We start from the raw sequence: 17,463 nt of genomic DNA on the forward strand, positions 1-17,463 counted from the left end.
AACAGTAAAAATCCCGCTGAAACAGAATGAGCTTCTGTTTCGGCAGGATTTTTTTGAGAAAAGCTATCCGGAATGTGGCAAAGCGCCTTACCCCTTGATCGACCCCACATACACGCCCTTTACAAAATACTTTTGCAGGAACGGATATACGACCAGGATCGGGAGCGTCGAGACGACGATGGTGCAGTATTTGACCAGTTCGCGGTAGGCGGTGGCGCTGCCCGCGCTGTCGATCACGACGCCGCCGGCGCTGCCCATGGTGGCCGCGCTGGTGTCGTTGGCGACGAGGATTTCTTTCAATAAGAGCTGGAGCGGGAACTTGACGCGGTCCTGGAGCAGGACCATCGCATTGAACCAGGAGTTCCAGTTGCCGACCAGGTAGTACAGGAAGATAACGGCCAGCGTCGCTTTGGACAGCGGGATAATGACGCTGAGCAGGATGCGCGCCTGGCTCGCTCCGTCGATCGTCGCGGCTTCTTCCAGCTCCTGCGGCAGCGCCTGGAAGCCGGTGCGCAGGATAATCATGTTCCAGGTGTTGATCGCGCCCGGAAGCACCATCGCCCAGATATTGTTGTACAGGCCGATGTCTTTCATCAGCAGGAACCACGGAATCAGGCCGCCGCCGAAGAACATGGTAATGGTGATGAGGATCATGATGTACTTTTTGAAGAACAGCTCGCGGCGGGACAGCACATAAGCGCCCATGATCGTCATGACCATATTGATTGCCGTGCCGAGTCCCACGTAGAGCAGCGTGTTGCCGTAGCCGACGAGCAGGGCGTTGTCCCGGAAGATCAGCTTGTAGCCGTCCAGCGTGAAGCCGAGCGGGGACAGCAGCAGTCCTTTGTGCGCGACCAACTGCCCCGGATTGCTCATGGAGGCGAACAGGATATGCACGATCGGATACAGGCAGATCAGAGTCAGAACGGTGAGCAGCAGATAGATCGCGCCGTCGAACAGCCGGTTGCCCAGCGATTTGTATTGGACCATTTTGTCATTCCTCCCCTTCCTACCATAAGCTGACTTCGGATTTGCGTCTGGCGATACTGTTGGTCATCCACAGCAGGCCGAAGTTGATCACGGCGCTGAACAATCCGACGGCCGTCGAATAGCTCAGGCTGGCTTCGCGCAGACCGCGGCGGTAGACGTAGGACGCGATAACGTCGGCCGTGTCGTACGTGAGCGGGTTGTACAGCAGGATGATTTTTTCGTAACCGGAAGCCATCAGGCCGCCGACCGCGAAGATGAACAAAATGACGATGGTAGGCGTAATCTGCGGCAGCGTGACGTGCCACATTTTCTGCAGCCGGTTCGCTCCGTCCATATCCGCCGCTTCGTACAGCGACGTATCGATCGAGCCCATCGCAGCCAGGTAGATAATACTTTCCCAGCCGATGCTCTGCCAGATGCCGGAGAAGACGTAAAGCGGCCGGAACATCGAAGAATAGCCGAGCAGGGACGAATATTCTTTGCCCGTAATCCACTGCAGCGCCTGCGTGATAATGCCTTCGTCGGCCGTGAAGATATGGATCATGCCGGCCACGACGACGAGCGAGATAAAGTGCGGCATATACGTGATCGTCTGCACGGTGCGTTTGAACATTTTATTGCGGATTTCGTTCAGCAGCAGCGCCAGGATGATCGGGGCCGTAAAGCCGAAGCCGATTCCCCACAGGTTCAGCAGCAGGGTGTTCTTGATGACGCGCCAGAAGTACGGTCCCTGAAAAAAGTCGACGAAGTGCTTCATGCCCACCCAGGGGCTGTCGGCGAAGCCGAGCAAAGGCTTGTAATCTTTGAACGCGATCAGTACGCCCCACATCGGTCCGTAGCAGAAAACGATAAACCAGACGAGGACCGGAATAGCGAGTAAATAAGGAAACCAGTTTTTACGAACGTCTTTCTTGATGACCATCGCGGTGTTCGGACGTTCGGAGACGGCTATCTTTTTGTTTTTCCGCAGCGTAAGCACCAGTCAGTCACCTCCCCGTAAATTCTCTTTCGTGCGATCAATCCGATTATGCGCCGTGGATTGCGCGCAAAACGCGAATCGGTCCGATCCGTCCCGGGAAGCTTGAGCTTTCCGGAGACGGGCAGGAACCGATGCGTGTGCGAACTTTTTTTGGCTTATGCAGGTTTGAGACTGCGGATTAACGCTGGTTGTAACGGTCGAGCGCCGCCTGGTGCAGGCTCAGGAACTCGTCGAGACCCATCTTCTGCGCTTCCTGGAGGAACTTGTCGTACGAATCCACCGGCATCTCGCCCATGATGATCTTGGCGAAATATTCGCTGCGCAGCGTGGCCAGCTGGTTGCCGAGTTCCGCTTCGCGGGAAGCTTCCGCCTGGGTGAACGTGATCGGAGGCATGGTCATGCTCGAATCCATTTCTTCCGTCCAGGTCTTGCGGATATCGCCGGAGTAGCTGCCTTCGGCCACGATGAGCGGGTTGGAGTTATGCTCGTCGCGGATATCCGGCCAGCTGTGCATGCGGTATTTGTGCAGCGTCGTCGCGACCGGCTGTCCTTCCGGATCTTTGTAGATGTAGCTGTCGGCCGGGAAGTACGGTTTGCCGTCTTTGTCGATCAGGTGGACGCTGCCGTATTCGCCGTAGTTCAGCAGTTCCCAGCCTTTCTTGCTGAAGCCGAAGTCGAGGAACGCCATCGCCGCTTCCACGTTCTTGGCCTGCGTCGTGATCGCCGCGCTGGTGCCGGCTCTCATGAAGTTCTTGTAGCTGACCTGCGGCTGGTCGCCTTCGTTCAGTACCGGGTTCGGCGCGCCGACGAAGTCGATATCGTTCTGCTGTTTCCAGTAGCTCCACATGGTGTCCGGGGAGTCCATCATGGCCGCCGTTTTATCCGAGATGGCGGTCGCCATGCGCTGGTTGAAGTCCGCTGTCGCCCAGTCGCGGTTCAGCAGGCCTTCTTTGTTCCACTGCTGCATCGTGGTCAGGTATTCTTTGGCCTGCGGCTGGGCCGGGCCCCACTGCACTTTGCCGTCTTTGTCAATGAACGTCCAATCCCATACGCCGTAAGCGCCGTTCAGGATGCCGGTGAAGATCTGGCCGTACGTCGAACCGTAGTTGAGCGGTTCGGAGTAGCCGACTTCTTTGGCTTTGGTCAGGAAGGTATGCCACTCGTCGACCGTGGTCGGCACGTCCAGCCCTGTTTTCTCCAGCGCTTCTTTCTTGATCAGCATGCCGAACCACATCCATTCGGAATACGGCGCGATGCCGTGAATGCCCAGCAGTTTGCCGTCGTCGGTGACGGTCGTTTTGCGGCGCATTTCGTCCGAGTTGCGCCATGCGTTGTAGTTCGGGGCGTTCTTCTCGATCAGGTCGGTCAGGTCGAGGAAAGCGCCGTCGTTGAGGCCCGCTTCGAGCCCGCCCGGGTAACGGCCCGGATCGATGATAATGTCCGGCAGTTCGCCCGAGGAGATCATCAGGGTAAAGGCATCCGCTTCCTGGCCGACCGGCGGCGTGATGAAGTTGACTTTGATGCCCGTCAGCTTCTCCACCTGATCCTGCACGACCTGTTTGTTCATGTCCGGCACGTTGGTGTTGGCCGGCATCCAGACGTCGAGCGTAACATCTTCCTTGAACGGATACGCCGAGTAGTCGCTCGGGATCGTTTGGTCGAAGATATCGCCCAGATATGTATCGTTGAGCGTGTTGTTGACTTCGTCGAGCTGTTCCTGCGTCGGTTTCTCGTTGCCGCGGATATCGCCGCTGATATCGGTAAACGCAACCTGCTCGACTTTGCCGGTGGCTTCCGGGTCCGTCTTGGCGGTTTCTTCGGTCTTGCTTCCGCCGCTGCTGCACGCCGTCGAAACGACAAGTACCGATACCGCTGCCAGACTGCACACGCGCTTCGCGAATTTTTTCATTTCCATGTCGATCCCCCTGCTCTCTTTAGTTTATTGTCTGTTTAAATGGTAACGCTTTCATCCAACACCCGCAATTGACGGATTTTCCGGTCTTATGGACAAATTTTTGGATGTGCCCGATAGCGGGCGCTCGTCCTACTCGCCGGAAGGGAGCGGAATCGGATGTTCGTCGCCCACAGGCGAGCCGAAGTCCGGCGTTCCGTCGGCTTTCCAGCCGAACGGCTGAATGCGCGTCGCGCGCAGCGAAGTGTCTTCGCCGGGAGCGGACAGCGCGTGATACACGATCCAATCTTCCGTGCCGTCCGGGGAAACGGTGAAGCTGTTGTGCCCGGTGGCGAACACTTTCTCTTCGACGTTCTTGCGGAAAACCGGCTGCTCCGACTTGGTCCAGGAAGACGCCAGCATCGGATCGGCGTTCTCGTCCATCGTCAGCATGCCGAGCGCGTAATCTTCGGACCAGGTGGTGCTGGCCGAGTAGACCATGAACAAGCGACCGCTGCGATACAGTATAACCGGGCCTTCGTTGATCGCCATGCCGCCCTGCTTCTCCCAGTCCAGCGTCGGCGCCGTCAGCAGCACCTGTTCGCCGGTGATCGTGTACGGGTTGGTCATGCGCATGATGTAGACCGCCGAACCGTAATCCGGGAAATTGCCGTAGCCGGCGTACAGGAAGTAAAGCTGTCCGCGATGCTTCAGCACCGAGCCGTCGAGTCCCGGAGACGGCGTCGGGAGCGCGCCCCGCCATGTCCATTCTCCGTCCAGCGGGTTGGCGTGTTCGTTCTCGAGCACGCACACCTGGCGGGTGTCGTCGCCTCCGCCGTCGTTGGCGGTGTAGTAGATGTACCATTTGCCGTCCAGGTAATGGATCTCCGGCGCCCACAAGTTGTGGCTGTGGCGTCCGCCCGGTTCCGGCGCCCAGATCGTTTTGCGTTCGCCGTCCGCGATTTCCGTCAGGCGCGCCGAGCGTACAAGATCCAGCCGGCTGCCCAGCGTACACATGAAGTAGTAATAGCCGTCGGTGTGCCGATAAACCCAGGGATCGGCCGATTTTGCGGCCACCGGGTTGCGAAACGTTAAGCTGTTCGTCATTTGCGTACTCCTTTTGCCCTCTAATCATTCCGTCCACGAACGCGGCCGCCGCATCTCGGCGAAGCGCTTCGTGACCGGGTGTACGTTTATTATCAAAGAAGAAGCAGCGTCAAGCAATTATGAAAACGCTTCATTTCCATCCCGAAAAGGCACAGACTTCAAGCGGTTTCGACGGTCGAAAAAAAGAACCGCCCATTGGGCGGTTCCGGGAATTTCGGATCAAGAGTGGCTTTTGAGGCGCCATTCGAGCGGCGTCACGCCGGCCGACTTGACGAAGAAATCGTAAAAGCGGCTCGACGACGTGAAGCCGACTTCGGATGAGATGGTTTCGATCGCTTTGTCGGTCTGCTGAAGCAGCCGCTTGGCCTCCATCAGCCGCAGATTGATAATGTACTGCTTCGGGGAAATGCCCATCGCTTCGGTGAACTTTTTGCGCAGATTGCTCTCGGACAGAAAATGCCGGGCGGCCAGTTCCCCGACCGTAATGCCGGTGTAATAGCGGGCGTGGATTTCTTTCAATACTTCCTGGATCAGTCCCTGGTCTTTGGAGCCGCCCGCGGGCGCTTCTTCGGTGAGGCTGCGCTGAAACAGCAGCAGCGTCGTCTCCAGGGCGAGGCGCATTAAATGATACGAATCGATATCTTTGCGGCCCGAGCGCCATTCCAACTCCAGCCGGGACAGGCTCGTTTCGGCCCACTTGAGTTCTTCCGGGTCCAGATGGGCGTGATGGATACGGCCGTTCTCGTGCTCGGGCCCGTGCAGCAGATACCGGCTGTGCACCGGAAGCCGCTCGTGACGAAAATGCACGGAGATCCCCTGCCACGGAACGGTGCACACAAAGCCGTGGTGCAGGCCGGGCGGAATCATGATAAGGTCGCCCGCGGCCACTTTGATATTCTGCTCGGGCGAGCTGTAGTAACCCTGTCCTTCCAGAATCAGCGTCAGCTCGTCGTATTCGTGCGAATGCGACATAAAGAGTCCCGAATTGGACATAAAGGCGCTGTCTTCCGTTTCGAAAGTAAAAGTATGAGGTTTGAATCGTTCGATACTGGCTATAATCTTCATTTCCTCGTTTTCCATATTCTGCAACCTCTTTCTTGTCGCGCATGGCCGGGAACCGCTATGAATGTCGGTGTCTTTCTAATTCATATAATTTTACAGAAGAACCGCATTAAACACAATGATTGAAGATTCTCGGATACGTGAAATAACAAAGCGGAAAAACCTTTTCGAACTCTTTTTATATTTAAGATTCACTAAAGCTTCAAGATTTAATATGAGTTCAAGCTCAAAACAGACTCATTCCAACAGACCGATCGACTTCAATTCAAATAGAGAAGGGAACGATTATAGATGAAAAAGACAACCAAAGCGGACAAAACGAAAAAGTTCCGGGCGAGAAAGCAAACGGGACTGGTCATTTTCCTCGGCGCGATGCTGACGCTGTCGGCATGCAGTTCGGCCACCACGGCGCAGACCGATGCGGCGGCCGAAACGGCAGCGGTGACGACGCAAAGCGGCCAGACGACGGTCTCGACCACGACGGCCGCGGCTGCGGCGGTGCAAGCGACCGGCCTCCAAGCGGCGGATCTGGTATCGCTGGACGACGAAGATTACGACGCAGCCTGGAGCGCGGAAGACGCTACGACGATTACGCTGAGCGGAACGTCCGCTTCCGTAGACGGAACGGGCGCCGAAGCGGCGGACGGATCGGTGACGATCACGGCGGCCGGCACGTACGTGTTCAGCGGAACGCTGAGTGACGGACAGATTATCGTGGACACGGCCGACGCGGATCGGGTGCACATCGTGCTGAACGGCGTCGATCTGACCGACAGCGACAGCGCCCCGATCTATATCAAAGCCGCCGACAAAGTCGTGCTGACCCTGGCCGACGGCACGGCGAATACGGTAACGGACGGCGAGTCGTACACGCTGGCCGAAGGCGAAGACGAGCCGAGCGCGGCCATCTTCAGCAAAGCCGACCTGACGATCAACGGTACGGGCAGCCTGACGGTAACGGCGAACTACAACGACGGAATCGCGAGCAAAGACGACCTGAACATCGTCAGCGGCACGATCGACGTGAAAGCGGCGGACGACGGGCTGGTCGGTAAAGATCACGTATATATCGAAGACGGCACGATCACGATCGACGCCGGAGGCGACGGCATCAAGTCCACCAACGACGAAGATACGGAAAAAGGCTTCGTGGCGATCGTCGGCGGCACATTCGATATTACGGCGGCCAACGACGGCATCCAGGCGGAAACGGATCTGGTCGTGGACGGCGGCGACTTCAATGTCGTCACCGGCGGCGGAAACGCGAACGGACCGGAGCATACCGAAGAAATGGGCGGCGGCTTCGGAGGAGGCTTTGGCGGCGGCGGACAGCGTCCGGAAGGCGGTATGAACGGACCGGGCGGAACCGGCGACCCGGGCACCGGCCAGGGACCGGCCGTCGACGAGAACGGAGCGGCTTCCGGGACTTCGGGCACGGACGCTTCGACGGACGGACCGCCGGCGCTGCCGGACGGCCAGCAGCCGACCGAAGGCGGAACGCCTCCGGCCATGCCGGGCGATTCGGCCCAGGGCGCGCAGTCGGGCGCAGCATCGGGCACAGACTCGACGACGGGCGGAACTTCTTCGGCCGCGAATACGGGAAACGGGTCGGCTTCCGGCGCGGCGTCGGACAGCGCGGCTTCAGCGGCGACCGGTACCGCGACAACCGAGACGGAAAGTATGAAAGGTCTCAAAGCCGGCGCCGAACTGGTCGTCAACGGCGGCACGTTCAAGATCGATTCGGCCGACGACGCGCTGCACAGCAACGGCATCGTGGAAGTGAACGGCGGCGAGTTCTCGATCGCGACGGGCGACGACGCGCTGCACGCGGAAACGACGCTGACCATCAACAGCGGCACGATCGACGTGACGGCCAGCTACGAAGGACTGGAAGGCGAGACGATCACGCTCAACGACGGCGACGTGAATATCGTGGCGTCGGACGACGGCGTGAACGCGTCGGAAAGCGACACGGCGACAACGAACGATACAACGGCGGCGGCCGATGGCACAACCGCGGATGAAACGGCGGATACAGCGGCGAACACAGCTTCGGTCGATACGGGCGCAAGCTCGGTCGTAACGGCTTCGGCGGATACGGCGGCAGCATCGGTCACGACCGCTTCGGCAGCGGCGACGGATTCGACTTCGGTGACGACGGTCGGCGCGGAACCTTCGACTTCGGCGAACGCTTCGACCGGCGATGCGTCTGCAAGCGAACCGGCAGCCAATGACGGCGCTTCGACGAACGGCAGCGGCGCTCGGCAGCAGGGCGGAGGTTTCGGCGGAGGCGGCGGAATGGGCGGCATGCAGGCCGGCAATGCCCAGCTGGTTATCAACGGCGGCACGCTGAACGTGAACGCGGACGGCGACGGTCTGGATTCCAACGGCTCGATCACGATGACGGGCGGCACCGTAACGGTCTTCGGCCCGACCAACGACGGCAACGGAGCGCTCGATTACGACGGCACGTTCGAGATCAGCGGAGGCACGCTGATTGCGTCCGGCAGCGCGGGCATGGCCCAGGCGCCGAGCGACGATTCGTCGCAGCTCTCGATCGCGATGACGTTTACCGAAACGCAGGCGGCCGGCACGCAGGTCGATGTCAAAGACAGCGACGGCAATACGATCGCGACGGTAACGCCGTCGAAGGAATTCCGCACGGTAGTGGTCAGCTCCGCCGATCTGAAAGACGGCAGCGCGTATACCCTCTCGGCCGGCGGCAGCGACGTCGTGACCTTCACGATCTCGGGCAGCCAGACTACCTGGCTGGACGAGTCCGGCATCACGACCGCCAACACCGGCGGCATGATGGGCGGAGGCGGCGGAAGACGGTAAGCAGGAATAAGCGGGCGTAAAAAGCAGATAGCGGCCAAGCGGCCGGTTGAAGAACCGGACGAATGGCAAAATAAACGGCAGCCCGATAGCGGGGCTGCCGTTTTGGCGTGGCGAGAAGCCTAAATGCCGGCTGGCCGGTTTCGTTCCGACTGAAAAGGAAGATAAGGCAGCCGCAGAAGCCGAATATGCCGGTGAATTCAAAATAAGTGCCTCAGTACACTTATTTTCCGGAAATTCTCGTATTCCGGCCAAATAAGTGCGTACATACATTTAAATCATGGCTCTTACGCTCTCAAGCCAACTTTTACGTCAAATAATTGTATGTGCGCAGCTATTTTGAAAATAGGAGATCTCCCGGCTTAAATAAATGCACCTGTGCAGTTATTTCGTTTGCTTCGAAAGAATCGCAATCTATTCGAAGCCCGGACTCCGCCTACTTTTCTTTTTCGGATGATGACGTTATGCAGGTGCTTACGGTCTGTCGTTCACTAAGCCCGCTTCGCGCCCGAGTCCGTAGAATTCGGCTCTACCCGGTATTCGCTTCTATCGTTACGTATGCGACCGGCGTCCGTCTCTCGAAGGAACCGGCTGATCGGACAGGGTCGGCCCCTGCACTTCGATCGAGCCGTCCTCGCGGAAGCTCATGCGGTCGAGGCACACCTGGCGGTTGCCGCCGCCTGCGGTCGGGTCGGTATGCGTATGGTATACGATAAACAGCTCGGTGCCGTCGGGAGATTCCGTGACGCTGTGATGGCCCGGACCGGAAACGTCGGGACTGTCCGCATACATAATCGGATTGTGCGCGTATTTCTCGAACGGGCCCAGCGGCCGGTCGGAGGTGGCGTAGCCGACGGCGTAATCGCGATGGGCGAAGCAGTTGGCCGAATACATCAGGTAGTACAGACCGCCGCGCTTGATGACAAACGGGCCTTCGTTCCAGCGGAATTCATTGCCGGACTTGAGCTCCCATTCCTGGTCCGGTTTGAGCAGCAGCTTGCCTTCTCCCCGGACGCTCAGCAGATCCGCGTTCAGCTCCACGCCGTAGATATGGCTTTCCCGGCAGGTGCCGACCACATTCTCGGAACAGTCGCGGGAGTAATACATAAACGCGCGTCCGTCCGGTTCGATCATCACATGGGCGTCGATCGCGGCATAGCCGAAATCGAACATCGGGCGGTCGTACACGTCCTCGAACGGTCCGGTCGGGCTTTCGCTTACGGCGACGCCGATGCGCAGGCTGTCTTTTTCAAGCGAGCAGGCGGTGTAATACATATAATACTTGCTTTCGAACTCCACGACTTCCGGCGCCCAAAACTGCTTATAGCCCCAGGCCCGTTCGTTTTTGCTTTTTTCGTACACGAAGCCTTCTTCCTGCCACTCGACCAGATCGTCCGAGGACCAGGCTTTGAATCCTTCGTCGCCCGCGGAAGTGGGGTAGCAGTAATACTTTCCGTCGGAAGCTTTGAGAATAAACGGATCGCCGATGTTCTGGATGTTGATCGGGTTGCGGTAGGTGGTGGCAGCGGTCATGAGGATTCCTCCTTTTTGTGCGGATCTATGTAAACGGTATCAATTTTATCATAATAAGAAGGCGAACGACTTACTTTTCAAAAATGCTCCGCAATTCCGCGCTTTGTTTACCGAATGGAGCCAGGATAAAAGCTTTTGCTCCGCTGTATCCGACAAGCTTGTCTCTCAGATCCGCCGGAACCGCTGTCCGCTCGGCAAGCACTTGGCCGCTTTGATTCAGCAGAGTCTGTTCGCCCCGCTCCGTGTCGGTTAACAGCAGCCGTCCGTCGAAGTAACTGGAAGACCAGTTGGAATCGGGCTGGGTGAAGGTGCGTTTGATGGTCGTGCCGGCTTTGCCCGTCTTGAGGTCGTATCGCGCATACACGATCGGCGTGTAGGTTGAGAGACCTAACGGACTGCCGATGCTGGACGTATTCACAACCAGGCTCGCGCCTTCCGCCCTGAAGCTGCTGCTTACATTCGTAGGGAACAAGATCAGATTGAGCTTTTTACTCGATACGTTTATGACCTTGTAGTAATCTCTCGATTGCCCCAGACTGAGTCCATTTACTTTGGCTATAAAATAAGGAAACTGAAACTGCGCATCCGCCAGACTTACGCTTTCATCTTTTTTATCCTCGCTTGCGGCCATGGACAGCTGGTAAACCGGCTTTTTCCAGGGATACTGATAGACCGAGAGGCGATCCCCGCTCATCACGGCTACGCTTTCTTTCGTCCCGACTCCGGCAGCCGACCATTGAATTTGAGGGTCGGAACCGCCCGTAATATTGGAAAAAGTCTGCTGGCTGATCTGTTGGCCTTTGGCGGAAAAGACCTGCTTCTGAATCCGTTTGTTCGACTCGGTGAGAACGACGATCTTGCCGGAACCCGGCAGGACTTCGCAGTCGTATAGGACCGGGAACTTCCGAGTCCACTCGATCTTGCCGGTCGACCGGTTCAAAAGCTGTAATTGTCCGAGATTTTTGTCTATAAATAGAGTCTGTGTACCGCTTACGGCTGCCGTTTGCACCTGCGGGTTCAGCAGTTGATCGGGGTAGTACGCGGCTGCCGCGCTTGCGGGAGAATTCGCCAAGGGCGAAGCCAGGCAGCCTAAAGCCAGAAGGAAGGAAAGAAGAAATTTGTTCTTTGGCATGTTCATTAGATGGTCCTCCTTGGAATGGGGAAAATAGATTTTAAAGCGAAAGAAAAGGAAATAAGAAAAAAGCAGTCCGGGAAATAAACTGCTTTTTGAACGTTATGAAAGATCTGCTTTAGATGAGCGATTTAATTGTTCATCGGCAACTTTGTCGCTTGCTTTCTCAAGCTTTCCTTTGTAGAGTTCTTCGCCAAGCTTTAACGCCATGGACATCAACCCGAGATTTTGGATTGCTTGAAGATCAATCTCCTCCATGGTATCGGTATGTACTTCTCCTACATATTGATCCAGCCATGCCCGATTTATAGGCATAACTTGTCCGGTACTTACATAACTGTCGTCTTCGAGAAAAGGGTGCCTTGCCTGATCGATGGGCACATAAGCAAGGAGCATTTGCCGGTTTTGTCTTGCTGCTTTCTTAACTTCTGCTCTGGCTGATGTAATAGGCATGACTAAAGCGCTTCTCGAATCGATATCAGGATTGGTATCATCATGCAGCAGAATAACAAAATGTTCTCCATGCATCGCAAAGCCCGGCTCGGGTGTCTCGGAGGTATGCAAAGTTTTTGGGAGCTTGGCTTTTGCAACGTATCCTCGTTTGAATGATTGCAAGTATAAACACTCCTATACTAAAAAGATTGAGCCCGACTGTTTAAGCGGACTCAATCTAAATTTTTCTTCGAAGCGATTAAAAGGGTTTCTTTTTGCAGAGCCCTATTGATTTTTTTTTGTACTTCTTCATTGCGTTTGCCGTCTTCGCCAATTAGCTCGGTAAGAGAGACCCCAAAACGCTTTTGAATCGTCGATTTCAAGTTGGCAAGAGAGTCTTTATCTTCGCTTGGCTTGTTAGGGAAGTTGATGAGATTGCTCACAATAAATCGCCTCCTGTTCTTATAAACCCGAGCAAAAAATAAAAGAATCAAAATCGTATATTTATTATTATATCACGGATACAAGAAGTTTGAACTTCTTGCGAGCTTTTATGCCGATCGAAATTAGGTTTCTTGCTCCAACAAACTCAAAAGTAATCCGTGAACTTTTCGGCTGTCTATGCTGTTGATTTCGTCGGCTAGTTCTGTTGCTTTAAGGATTGCTTTTAAAGCTTTCTTATATTGCTTGTTACGTCTATAATATATTGATTTTTGATAATAAATATCTAATTGGTAGCGAGATTTGATAAGTTTGCTCTGGTAATAATTTGGATCAGGTTCTTGTTCTATTTTTTTGAGTAAGAGCTCGATCGCTTCGTTGATATTGTAGTCATTCGTATTAGCAATCTCTAACAAAGTAAGTAGAGCGGTGAGACCGTCTTCCGGATAGAGTTCGAGGAAGTTCATACATTTTTCAACAGCCATTTGATCCCCAAGTCGTAAGTCAAGATAATTCCGGTTCTGTTCGGCAAAAATAGAGAAGCGTACAACCTGAGCTTTAGCTTTATCATCCATACCTTGAAACCAGCTTAAATCTTCGTAACCCGCTAGATAGATCTTTGCCTTTTCGTACTCTCCGTAAGAAATCATAACATTTTCCATAGCCAGAAAGCCGTAACCATAGTAAACCACCAGAGGCTTTTCCAATAGGGAAAGTTCTTTGTTTTTTCTATTCATCCGGTATAACGTATTCGAAAGCGTAATTAAATTTTGAGCGTTTCGTTCAACTTCGTTCCATTTATCCAGAGCAATATAGAGATCAACCAGGTTCATCAAAGCAGCTAATCGAAGATGAATAGGCAAGTTCTCGCAGTAAGGTTCAAATCGTATAATGGCCCGTAAATTCACCTCATGTTCTTCGCTAATCGACGCGCAAAACAAACGATAATGGCTGACAGCCATTCTTTCTGATTGATGATAACGTTCGTTATGTACAACACATTCGTAAAAAGGAATCGCTTCAAATTTTCTATCTGATAAATAAAGCGTCTCGCCGATTTCGAAGATCATATCCAAATATTTTAGATCTTCCAGCAGGCGAGAAAATACTTGTTCAATCAGATCGATTCGTTTCAAATCCGCGCAGCGGATCAGAAAAGGTTCGACTCTGCGCCGGTTCGGTTTGCCGTGATAAAAGCATTCTTCCACATAGTAATCGAACATCCAATCCGGTGCCTGGCCCAGAGCTTTGCCGATCGTTTCCAGCTGATTCAAAGAGATCGGTTTGGGCGGATTGGCGTTTAAGACGGCACTGAATATTCCTCGGTTAAGTCCGGACAAGCGGCTGAATTCCGCAAAGTTTAAGCTGGACTCCAAAATACTTTTTTCAATTTCGGAGCGAAGTGTTTTTTGCATAAGCAAGAAGCTATCACCTCCGCAAAATATTTTCAAATTTACTAGAAATATAGTATGAAACTGTAAAGCGGTCAATCGACTTTAAGACTCAAAAACAAAAACAAGCCGCCGCATAATCGCTTATGCGCGGCTTGTTTCGCTCCGGAGGATGGAGTGCGGGGCTAACCTCGTCTTTCATGGATATGGCGTGGATCTATGATGTTAAATCAGGGAGGGCTCGATGATGCCGCGAATTCCGTCTACGGTTACGCGCTGCCCGTCGAGGAGCAGGGCGGTTGCGTTGCCTGTGGCGACGACGGCCGGGATGCAGTATTCGCGGGCGATGATGGCGGAGTGGGACAGGATGCCGCCGGAATCGGTGACCAGCGCGCCGATGTTCGGGAACAGGATCGACCACGCGGGCGTGGTGATCGGGCAGACGAGCACGTCGCCGGGCTCGATCTTACCGAACTCGGATTCGTCGCGCACGACGCGGACCGTGCCGGTGTACTGGCCGGCGGAGGCCGAGATGCCGGTAATCCGGTTCGCGTCCGTCTGGATTTGTCCGCTTTCCCCGGTCGCGAAGATGCGCTCGATCGCCCAGACCGCCGCTTCCGCGGCAAGCCGCGCTTCGGTCGGGAACGACGCAAAGGACGGGGGCGGGGGAGGCGCTTCGCCGTAGCTGGCCGGACCCGGATGGGCGAAAGTCCAGTTCATTTCGCTCTGCCGAAGCTCGGCGGCCGCGCGGATTGCCGAACGGTCCCGCTCGCCCCGCAGCGCCTGTTGGATTTCGTCGAATTCCAGCAGGAAAACGTCGCCGCGCTCCGGCAGACAACCGCGCTCCGCCAATCTGCGGCCCGCTTCGAGCAGCGCGTAGCGGAGCAGGGCAAACGGCGCGTCGCGATCGTAGAAGCCGTGTTCTTCGCGCGCCGCATAAGCGATCTCCGCGCGGCGCAGCAGCTGTTTGAAGCGCAGCCGGTCGGCTTCCGGCCGGCTTGCAAGAATTTCTTCCGCCGCCGACAGCCGCTCCCGGCGCCGGCGGTCGTGCACGGCGTCGTCCCGGCCGGGGACGTAGCCGCTTTTGACCTGCTCGCCGAGCAGCCGGGCAAGCAGCCCGGGCGATTCCGCGAGCGTCGGATACGCCAGTTCGGAGCGCAGGGCGCGGCGGCCGAACTCGCGCAGGTAAGCGGAGATCTTGTCCGCAAATTCCGGATAGCGCCGCTGCAGCTCCGGCAGCGGCGCGCCGGATTCCAGCTCCCGCGCGAGCTGCGGAATGCCGCGTACCCAGAGCGCCAGCTTCGACATCTCCCGCGCCGGCTCGCTCGACGCTTCCGACAGGCCGCTGAAGATCAGCATCGTTTCCGCGTCGTTCCAGCCCAGCCAATCGCGGCAGGCAAAAGCGTATTCCGCCAGCGCCAGCTGAAGCGCGCCGTTCATCAGCATATGCTGGTCCAGGCAGTAACCGAGAAAGTGGCGGGTTTCCCACAGGTGGACCGCCAGTTCGCCGTCGGTCAGAAGATTGAGATCGACGCCCGCGAGCTGCGCGGTGCGGCCGATCAACGCCGGTTTTAGCTCGTCTTTCCATCCGCCCAGCATCCTGCCGCCGAAGTCGGACCGCACCGTCCGCACGGAACCGGCGATTCTCGACCGGATCGAAGGCACGACGCGGATCAGCAGCGGCATCAGCCAGGCCGGCGGGGCCGGACGGTCTTTGCCGCCGAGCGGCACCGTCCGCTGGTACATCCAGCCCCCGATGGAGCGCTGTTCCAGCGACTCGATCATAAGCGACATCTCGCTGCACATCGTCGTCATCGCATGGTTCATGGCCGGGATAAACGTGGTCCGGGTAGCGGGCGACAGCGGTTCGGGATAATGCGAGGCTTCTCTCTCCCAGTATCCTTCGGGCACATCCACCGGGACTTCGGACATGGGCTTGGAAGCTGTGACGGCCTTCGGCGACTCTGCGTCTGCTGCGGGCGCCGCCGCTTTTCCGGCTTCCTCGGTCCGGGAATCGCCCAGTGTCGTGATCGGGCGGGCTTGCAGCAGATACAGCTCGCCGCCGCGGATCGCCCACTCGATATCCTGGGGCGCGCCGAAGAACGCTTCCGTCCGGCGGGCCAGTTCGGCGACGAGCAGCACCTGCTTGTCGTCGACGGCCTGCTCGGGCGTGCTCGTCGCGCTTGCCAGATTGCCGCGCACGGTCCATTCGTCCGGCGTCGCAAGTCCCGATACCAGCCGCTCTCCGACGCCGCGCACCGCGCTGATGAGCACTTCGCCGCGGTGGCCGGTCACCGGATTGACGGTAAACGCCACTCCGGCCGCGTCCGGCGCAAGCATCGGCTGGATCAGCACGGCCATCCGGCCGGCTTCGATGCGCTGCTCCGCGCGGTAGCGCAGCAGATGGTCGCTGAACGCGGAAGCCAGACATTTTCGCACCGCAAGCTCGACCTCGTCCGTTCCCCGCACATCCAGGAACGTATCGTACTGTCCGGCAAAAGAAGCCCCGCCCAGATCTTCGGCCACGCCGGAGGAACGGACCGCAAAAGCGGCGCTGCCCAGACGTTCCAGTTCCCGGCCCAGCAGCGCTTTGACGGCGGGATCGAACGGCATGGACAAAGCGGCCTGCCGCATCCGTGCGCCCCGCCGCGCTTCTTCCGTCTCCGCCGTATTTCCTCCGTCTTCCGGCCCATTCAGCCCCGCTTCGTATGCCGAGGTCGCGCTCGTCGTGACGACGATGCCTTCCGGCACGGGAAATCCGGCCTGCAAAAGCTTCGCCAGATTGGCCGCTTTGCCGCCGGCGAGCTCCGGATCGGCACTGGCCGCATCCCGCAGATTCAACACAAAACGCCGGTCGCGCGGGCTGAGGACGCCGGAGAAAAAGTCATCCGCCGATTCCATCATTGTGAGTCCTCCTCTTTCTCGGATACCGTTTTTCCCGAAGCTTTCTCTCTCAAGTAACGGATCTGGGCACTAAGGCCCGTTTGCAGCGTTGCGACCAGTTCCCGTTCATCCAGTTCGTAACGGCTTTGCAGCTCGACCCAGGTATTCATGCTTACAAAATGCCGGATCGTCCGGTAAGAAGAATCGCGCAGTTCGGCATCGGCTTCGTGCGGCGCTTCCCGCTCGACGAGCGCGCGAATCCATTCGTCCCGGTCGCCCGTGCTCGAATGCTTGCGGTCCATCCGCAGCGCCGAGACGGTAAGCAGCAGCGCGCGGATCTGGGGCAGGGAACCGTAAACTTCCGGAATCATTTTGGCAATCCAGTCGGGCAGTCCGTCCAGCGTGCCGGCGTATGCGGGAATGCGGCCGACGTGATGGTCCAGCCACCACTGCCGAAGACCTTCCAGCAGCGCTTCGCGGGAGGAGTAATGCCGATATACCGAACCGTAGGAAACCCCCGCCCGCCGCGCGACTTCCTGAATCGTGAAATTATGAATGCGACCTTCCGTGATCAGCTGTTCGACGGCGTCCATGATCGCTTTGCTTGTAATCTCCTGCTGCTGGCGGCGAAGGGGACTGTCGTAGGCGCGCTTTCCTTTTCCCGTATTCAATATTCTTCTCCTTAATTAAATGAATAATTTGTATATCGAATATAAAAGGAGCGGAGGCATTTGTCAATCGGGTTAAACTTTTTTTTGGAAAACGGTCGGGCGCGCAGATTTGAAAC

Annotated in this window: 13 protein-coding genes; 1 reads left to right on the top strand and 12 read right to left on the bottom strand. The window is 56.7% G+C overall.

Translation table 11 applies throughout. The features are described from left to right. Positions 1 to 87: 87 nt before the first annotated feature. The 5 genes from QWJ34_RS08770 to QWJ34_RS08790 form a co-directional block, all read right to left on the bottom strand. The gene (locus QWJ34_RS08770; RefSeq protein ID WP_302727016.1) at positions 88 to 990 is read right to left on the bottom strand and encodes a carbohydrate ABC transporter permease; all 903 of its coding nucleotides are present in this window, start codon (positions 988 to 990) and stop codon (positions 88 to 90) included. A gap of 19 nt (positions 991 to 1,009) precedes the next feature. Further along, positions 1,010 to 1,969 (bottom strand): ABC transporter permease, encoded by a 960-nt coding sequence (locus QWJ34_RS08775; protein WP_302727017.1) that lies wholly within the window; start codon positions 1,967 to 1,969, stop codon positions 1,010 to 1,012. Between the two features lie 178 nt (positions 1,970 to 2,147). Then, a complete protein-coding gene (locus QWJ34_RS08780) occupies positions 2,148 to 3,878 on the bottom strand; it encodes an extracellular solute-binding protein (RefSeq protein WP_483314255.1) in 1,731 nt (576 codons plus the stop codon). A gap of 135 nt (positions 3,879 to 4,013) precedes the next feature. Then, positions 4,014 to 4,967, bottom strand: coding sequence for a glycoside hydrolase family 43 protein (locus tag QWJ34_RS08785; RefSeq protein ID WP_302727019.1), 954 nt, complete (start codon positions 4,965 to 4,967; stop codon positions 4,014 to 4,016). Between the two features lie 219 nt (positions 4,968 to 5,186). Further along, positions 5,187 to 6,047 carry a helix-turn-helix transcriptional regulator gene (locus QWJ34_RS08790; RefSeq protein ID WP_302727021.1) on the bottom strand — a complete coding sequence of 287 codons (861 nt, stop codon included), beginning with the start codon at positions 6,045 to 6,047 and terminating at the stop codon, positions 5,187 to 5,189. A gap of 273 nt (positions 6,048 to 6,320) precedes the next feature. On the opposite strand from QWJ34_RS08790, the gene QWJ34_RS08795 reads away from it, so the two are divergent. After that, a complete protein-coding gene (locus QWJ34_RS08795; RefSeq protein WP_302727022.1) occupies positions 6,321 to 8,867 on the top strand; it encodes a carbohydrate-binding domain-containing protein in 2,547 nt (848 codons plus the stop codon). A gap of 549 nt (positions 8,868 to 9,416) precedes the next feature. Here the strand turns inward: QWJ34_RS08795 and QWJ34_RS08800 are convergent. The 7 genes from QWJ34_RS08800 to QWJ34_RS08830 form a co-directional block, all read right to left on the bottom strand. Further along, the gene (locus QWJ34_RS08800; RefSeq protein ID WP_302727024.1) at positions 9,417 to 10,397 is read right to left on the bottom strand and encodes a glycoside hydrolase family 43 protein; all 981 of its coding nucleotides are present in this window, start codon (positions 10,395 to 10,397) and stop codon (positions 9,417 to 9,419) included. A gap of 70 nt (positions 10,398 to 10,467) precedes the next feature. Then, entirely contained in the window at positions 10,468 to 11,337 is an 870-nt protein-coding gene (locus tag QWJ34_RS08805) for a hypothetical protein (protein ID WP_302727026.1), read from the bottom strand. Positions 11,338 to 11,631: 294 nt separating this feature from the next. Beyond that, complete coding sequence (locus tag QWJ34_RS08810; protein WP_302727027.1) at positions 11,632 to 12,144, bottom strand: type II toxin-antitoxin system PemK/MazF family toxin; 513 nt, start codon at positions 12,142 to 12,144, stop codon at positions 11,632 to 11,634. 50 nt (positions 12,145 to 12,194) lie between these two features. Next, positions 12,195 to 12,404: a hypothetical protein gene (locus QWJ34_RS08815; protein WP_302727028.1), complete on the bottom strand. Its 210-nt coding sequence runs from the start codon at positions 12,402 to 12,404 to the stop codon at positions 12,195 to 12,197. A 123-nt stretch (positions 12,405 to 12,527) separates the two neighbouring features. Beyond that, the gene (locus QWJ34_RS08820) at positions 12,528 to 13,823 is read right to left on the bottom strand and encodes a DNA-binding protein (protein WP_302727030.1); all 1,296 of its coding nucleotides are present in this window, start codon (positions 13,821 to 13,823) and stop codon (positions 12,528 to 12,530) included. Between the two features lie 195 nt (positions 13,824 to 14,018). Beyond that, complete coding sequence (locus QWJ34_RS08825) at positions 14,019 to 16,697, bottom strand: PEP/pyruvate-binding domain-containing protein (RefSeq protein ID WP_302727032.1); 2,679 nt, start codon at positions 16,695 to 16,697, stop codon at positions 14,019 to 14,021. Beyond that, a complete protein-coding gene (locus QWJ34_RS08830) occupies positions 16,694 to 17,347 on the bottom strand; it encodes a TetR/AcrR family transcriptional regulator (RefSeq protein WP_302727034.1) in 654 nt (217 codons plus the stop codon). Before QWJ34_RS08830 ends, QWJ34_RS08825 begins: the two co-directional genes overlap by 4 nt. Positions 17,348 to 17,463: the final 116 nt, after the last annotated feature.

It is taken from the genome of Saccharibacillus sp. CPCC 101409 (assembly GCF_030518235.1).
Taxonomy (GTDB): domain Bacteria; phylum Bacillota; class Bacilli; order Paenibacillales; family Paenibacillaceae; genus Saccharibacillus.

Coding starts and splice junctions, on each gene's coding strand:
- QWJ34_RS08770 (WP_302727016.1), bottom strand. CDS start 990: ATGGTCCAATACAAATCGCTGGGCAACCGGCTGTTCGACGGCGCGATC.
- QWJ34_RS08780 (WP_483314255.1), bottom strand. CDS start 3,878: ATGAAAAAATTCGCGAAGCGCGTGTGCAGTCTGGCAGCGGTATCGGTA.
- QWJ34_RS08785 (WP_302727019.1), bottom strand. CDS start 4,967: ATGACGAACAGCTTAACGTTTCGCAACCCGGTGGCCGCAAAATCGGCC.
- QWJ34_RS08790 (WP_302727021.1), bottom strand. CDS start 6,047: ATGGAAAACGAGGAAATGAAGATTATAGCCAGTATCGAACGATTCAAA.
- QWJ34_RS08795 (WP_302727022.1), top strand. CDS start 6,321: ATGAAAAAGACAACCAAAGCGGACAAAACGAAAAAGTTCCGGGCGAGA.
- QWJ34_RS08800 (WP_302727024.1), bottom strand. CDS start 10,397: ATGACCGCTGCCACCACCTACCGCAACCCGATCAACATCCAGAACATC.
- QWJ34_RS08825 (WP_302727032.1), bottom strand. CDS start 16,697: ATGATGGAATCGGCGGATGACTTTTTCTCCGGCGTCCTCAGCCCGCGC.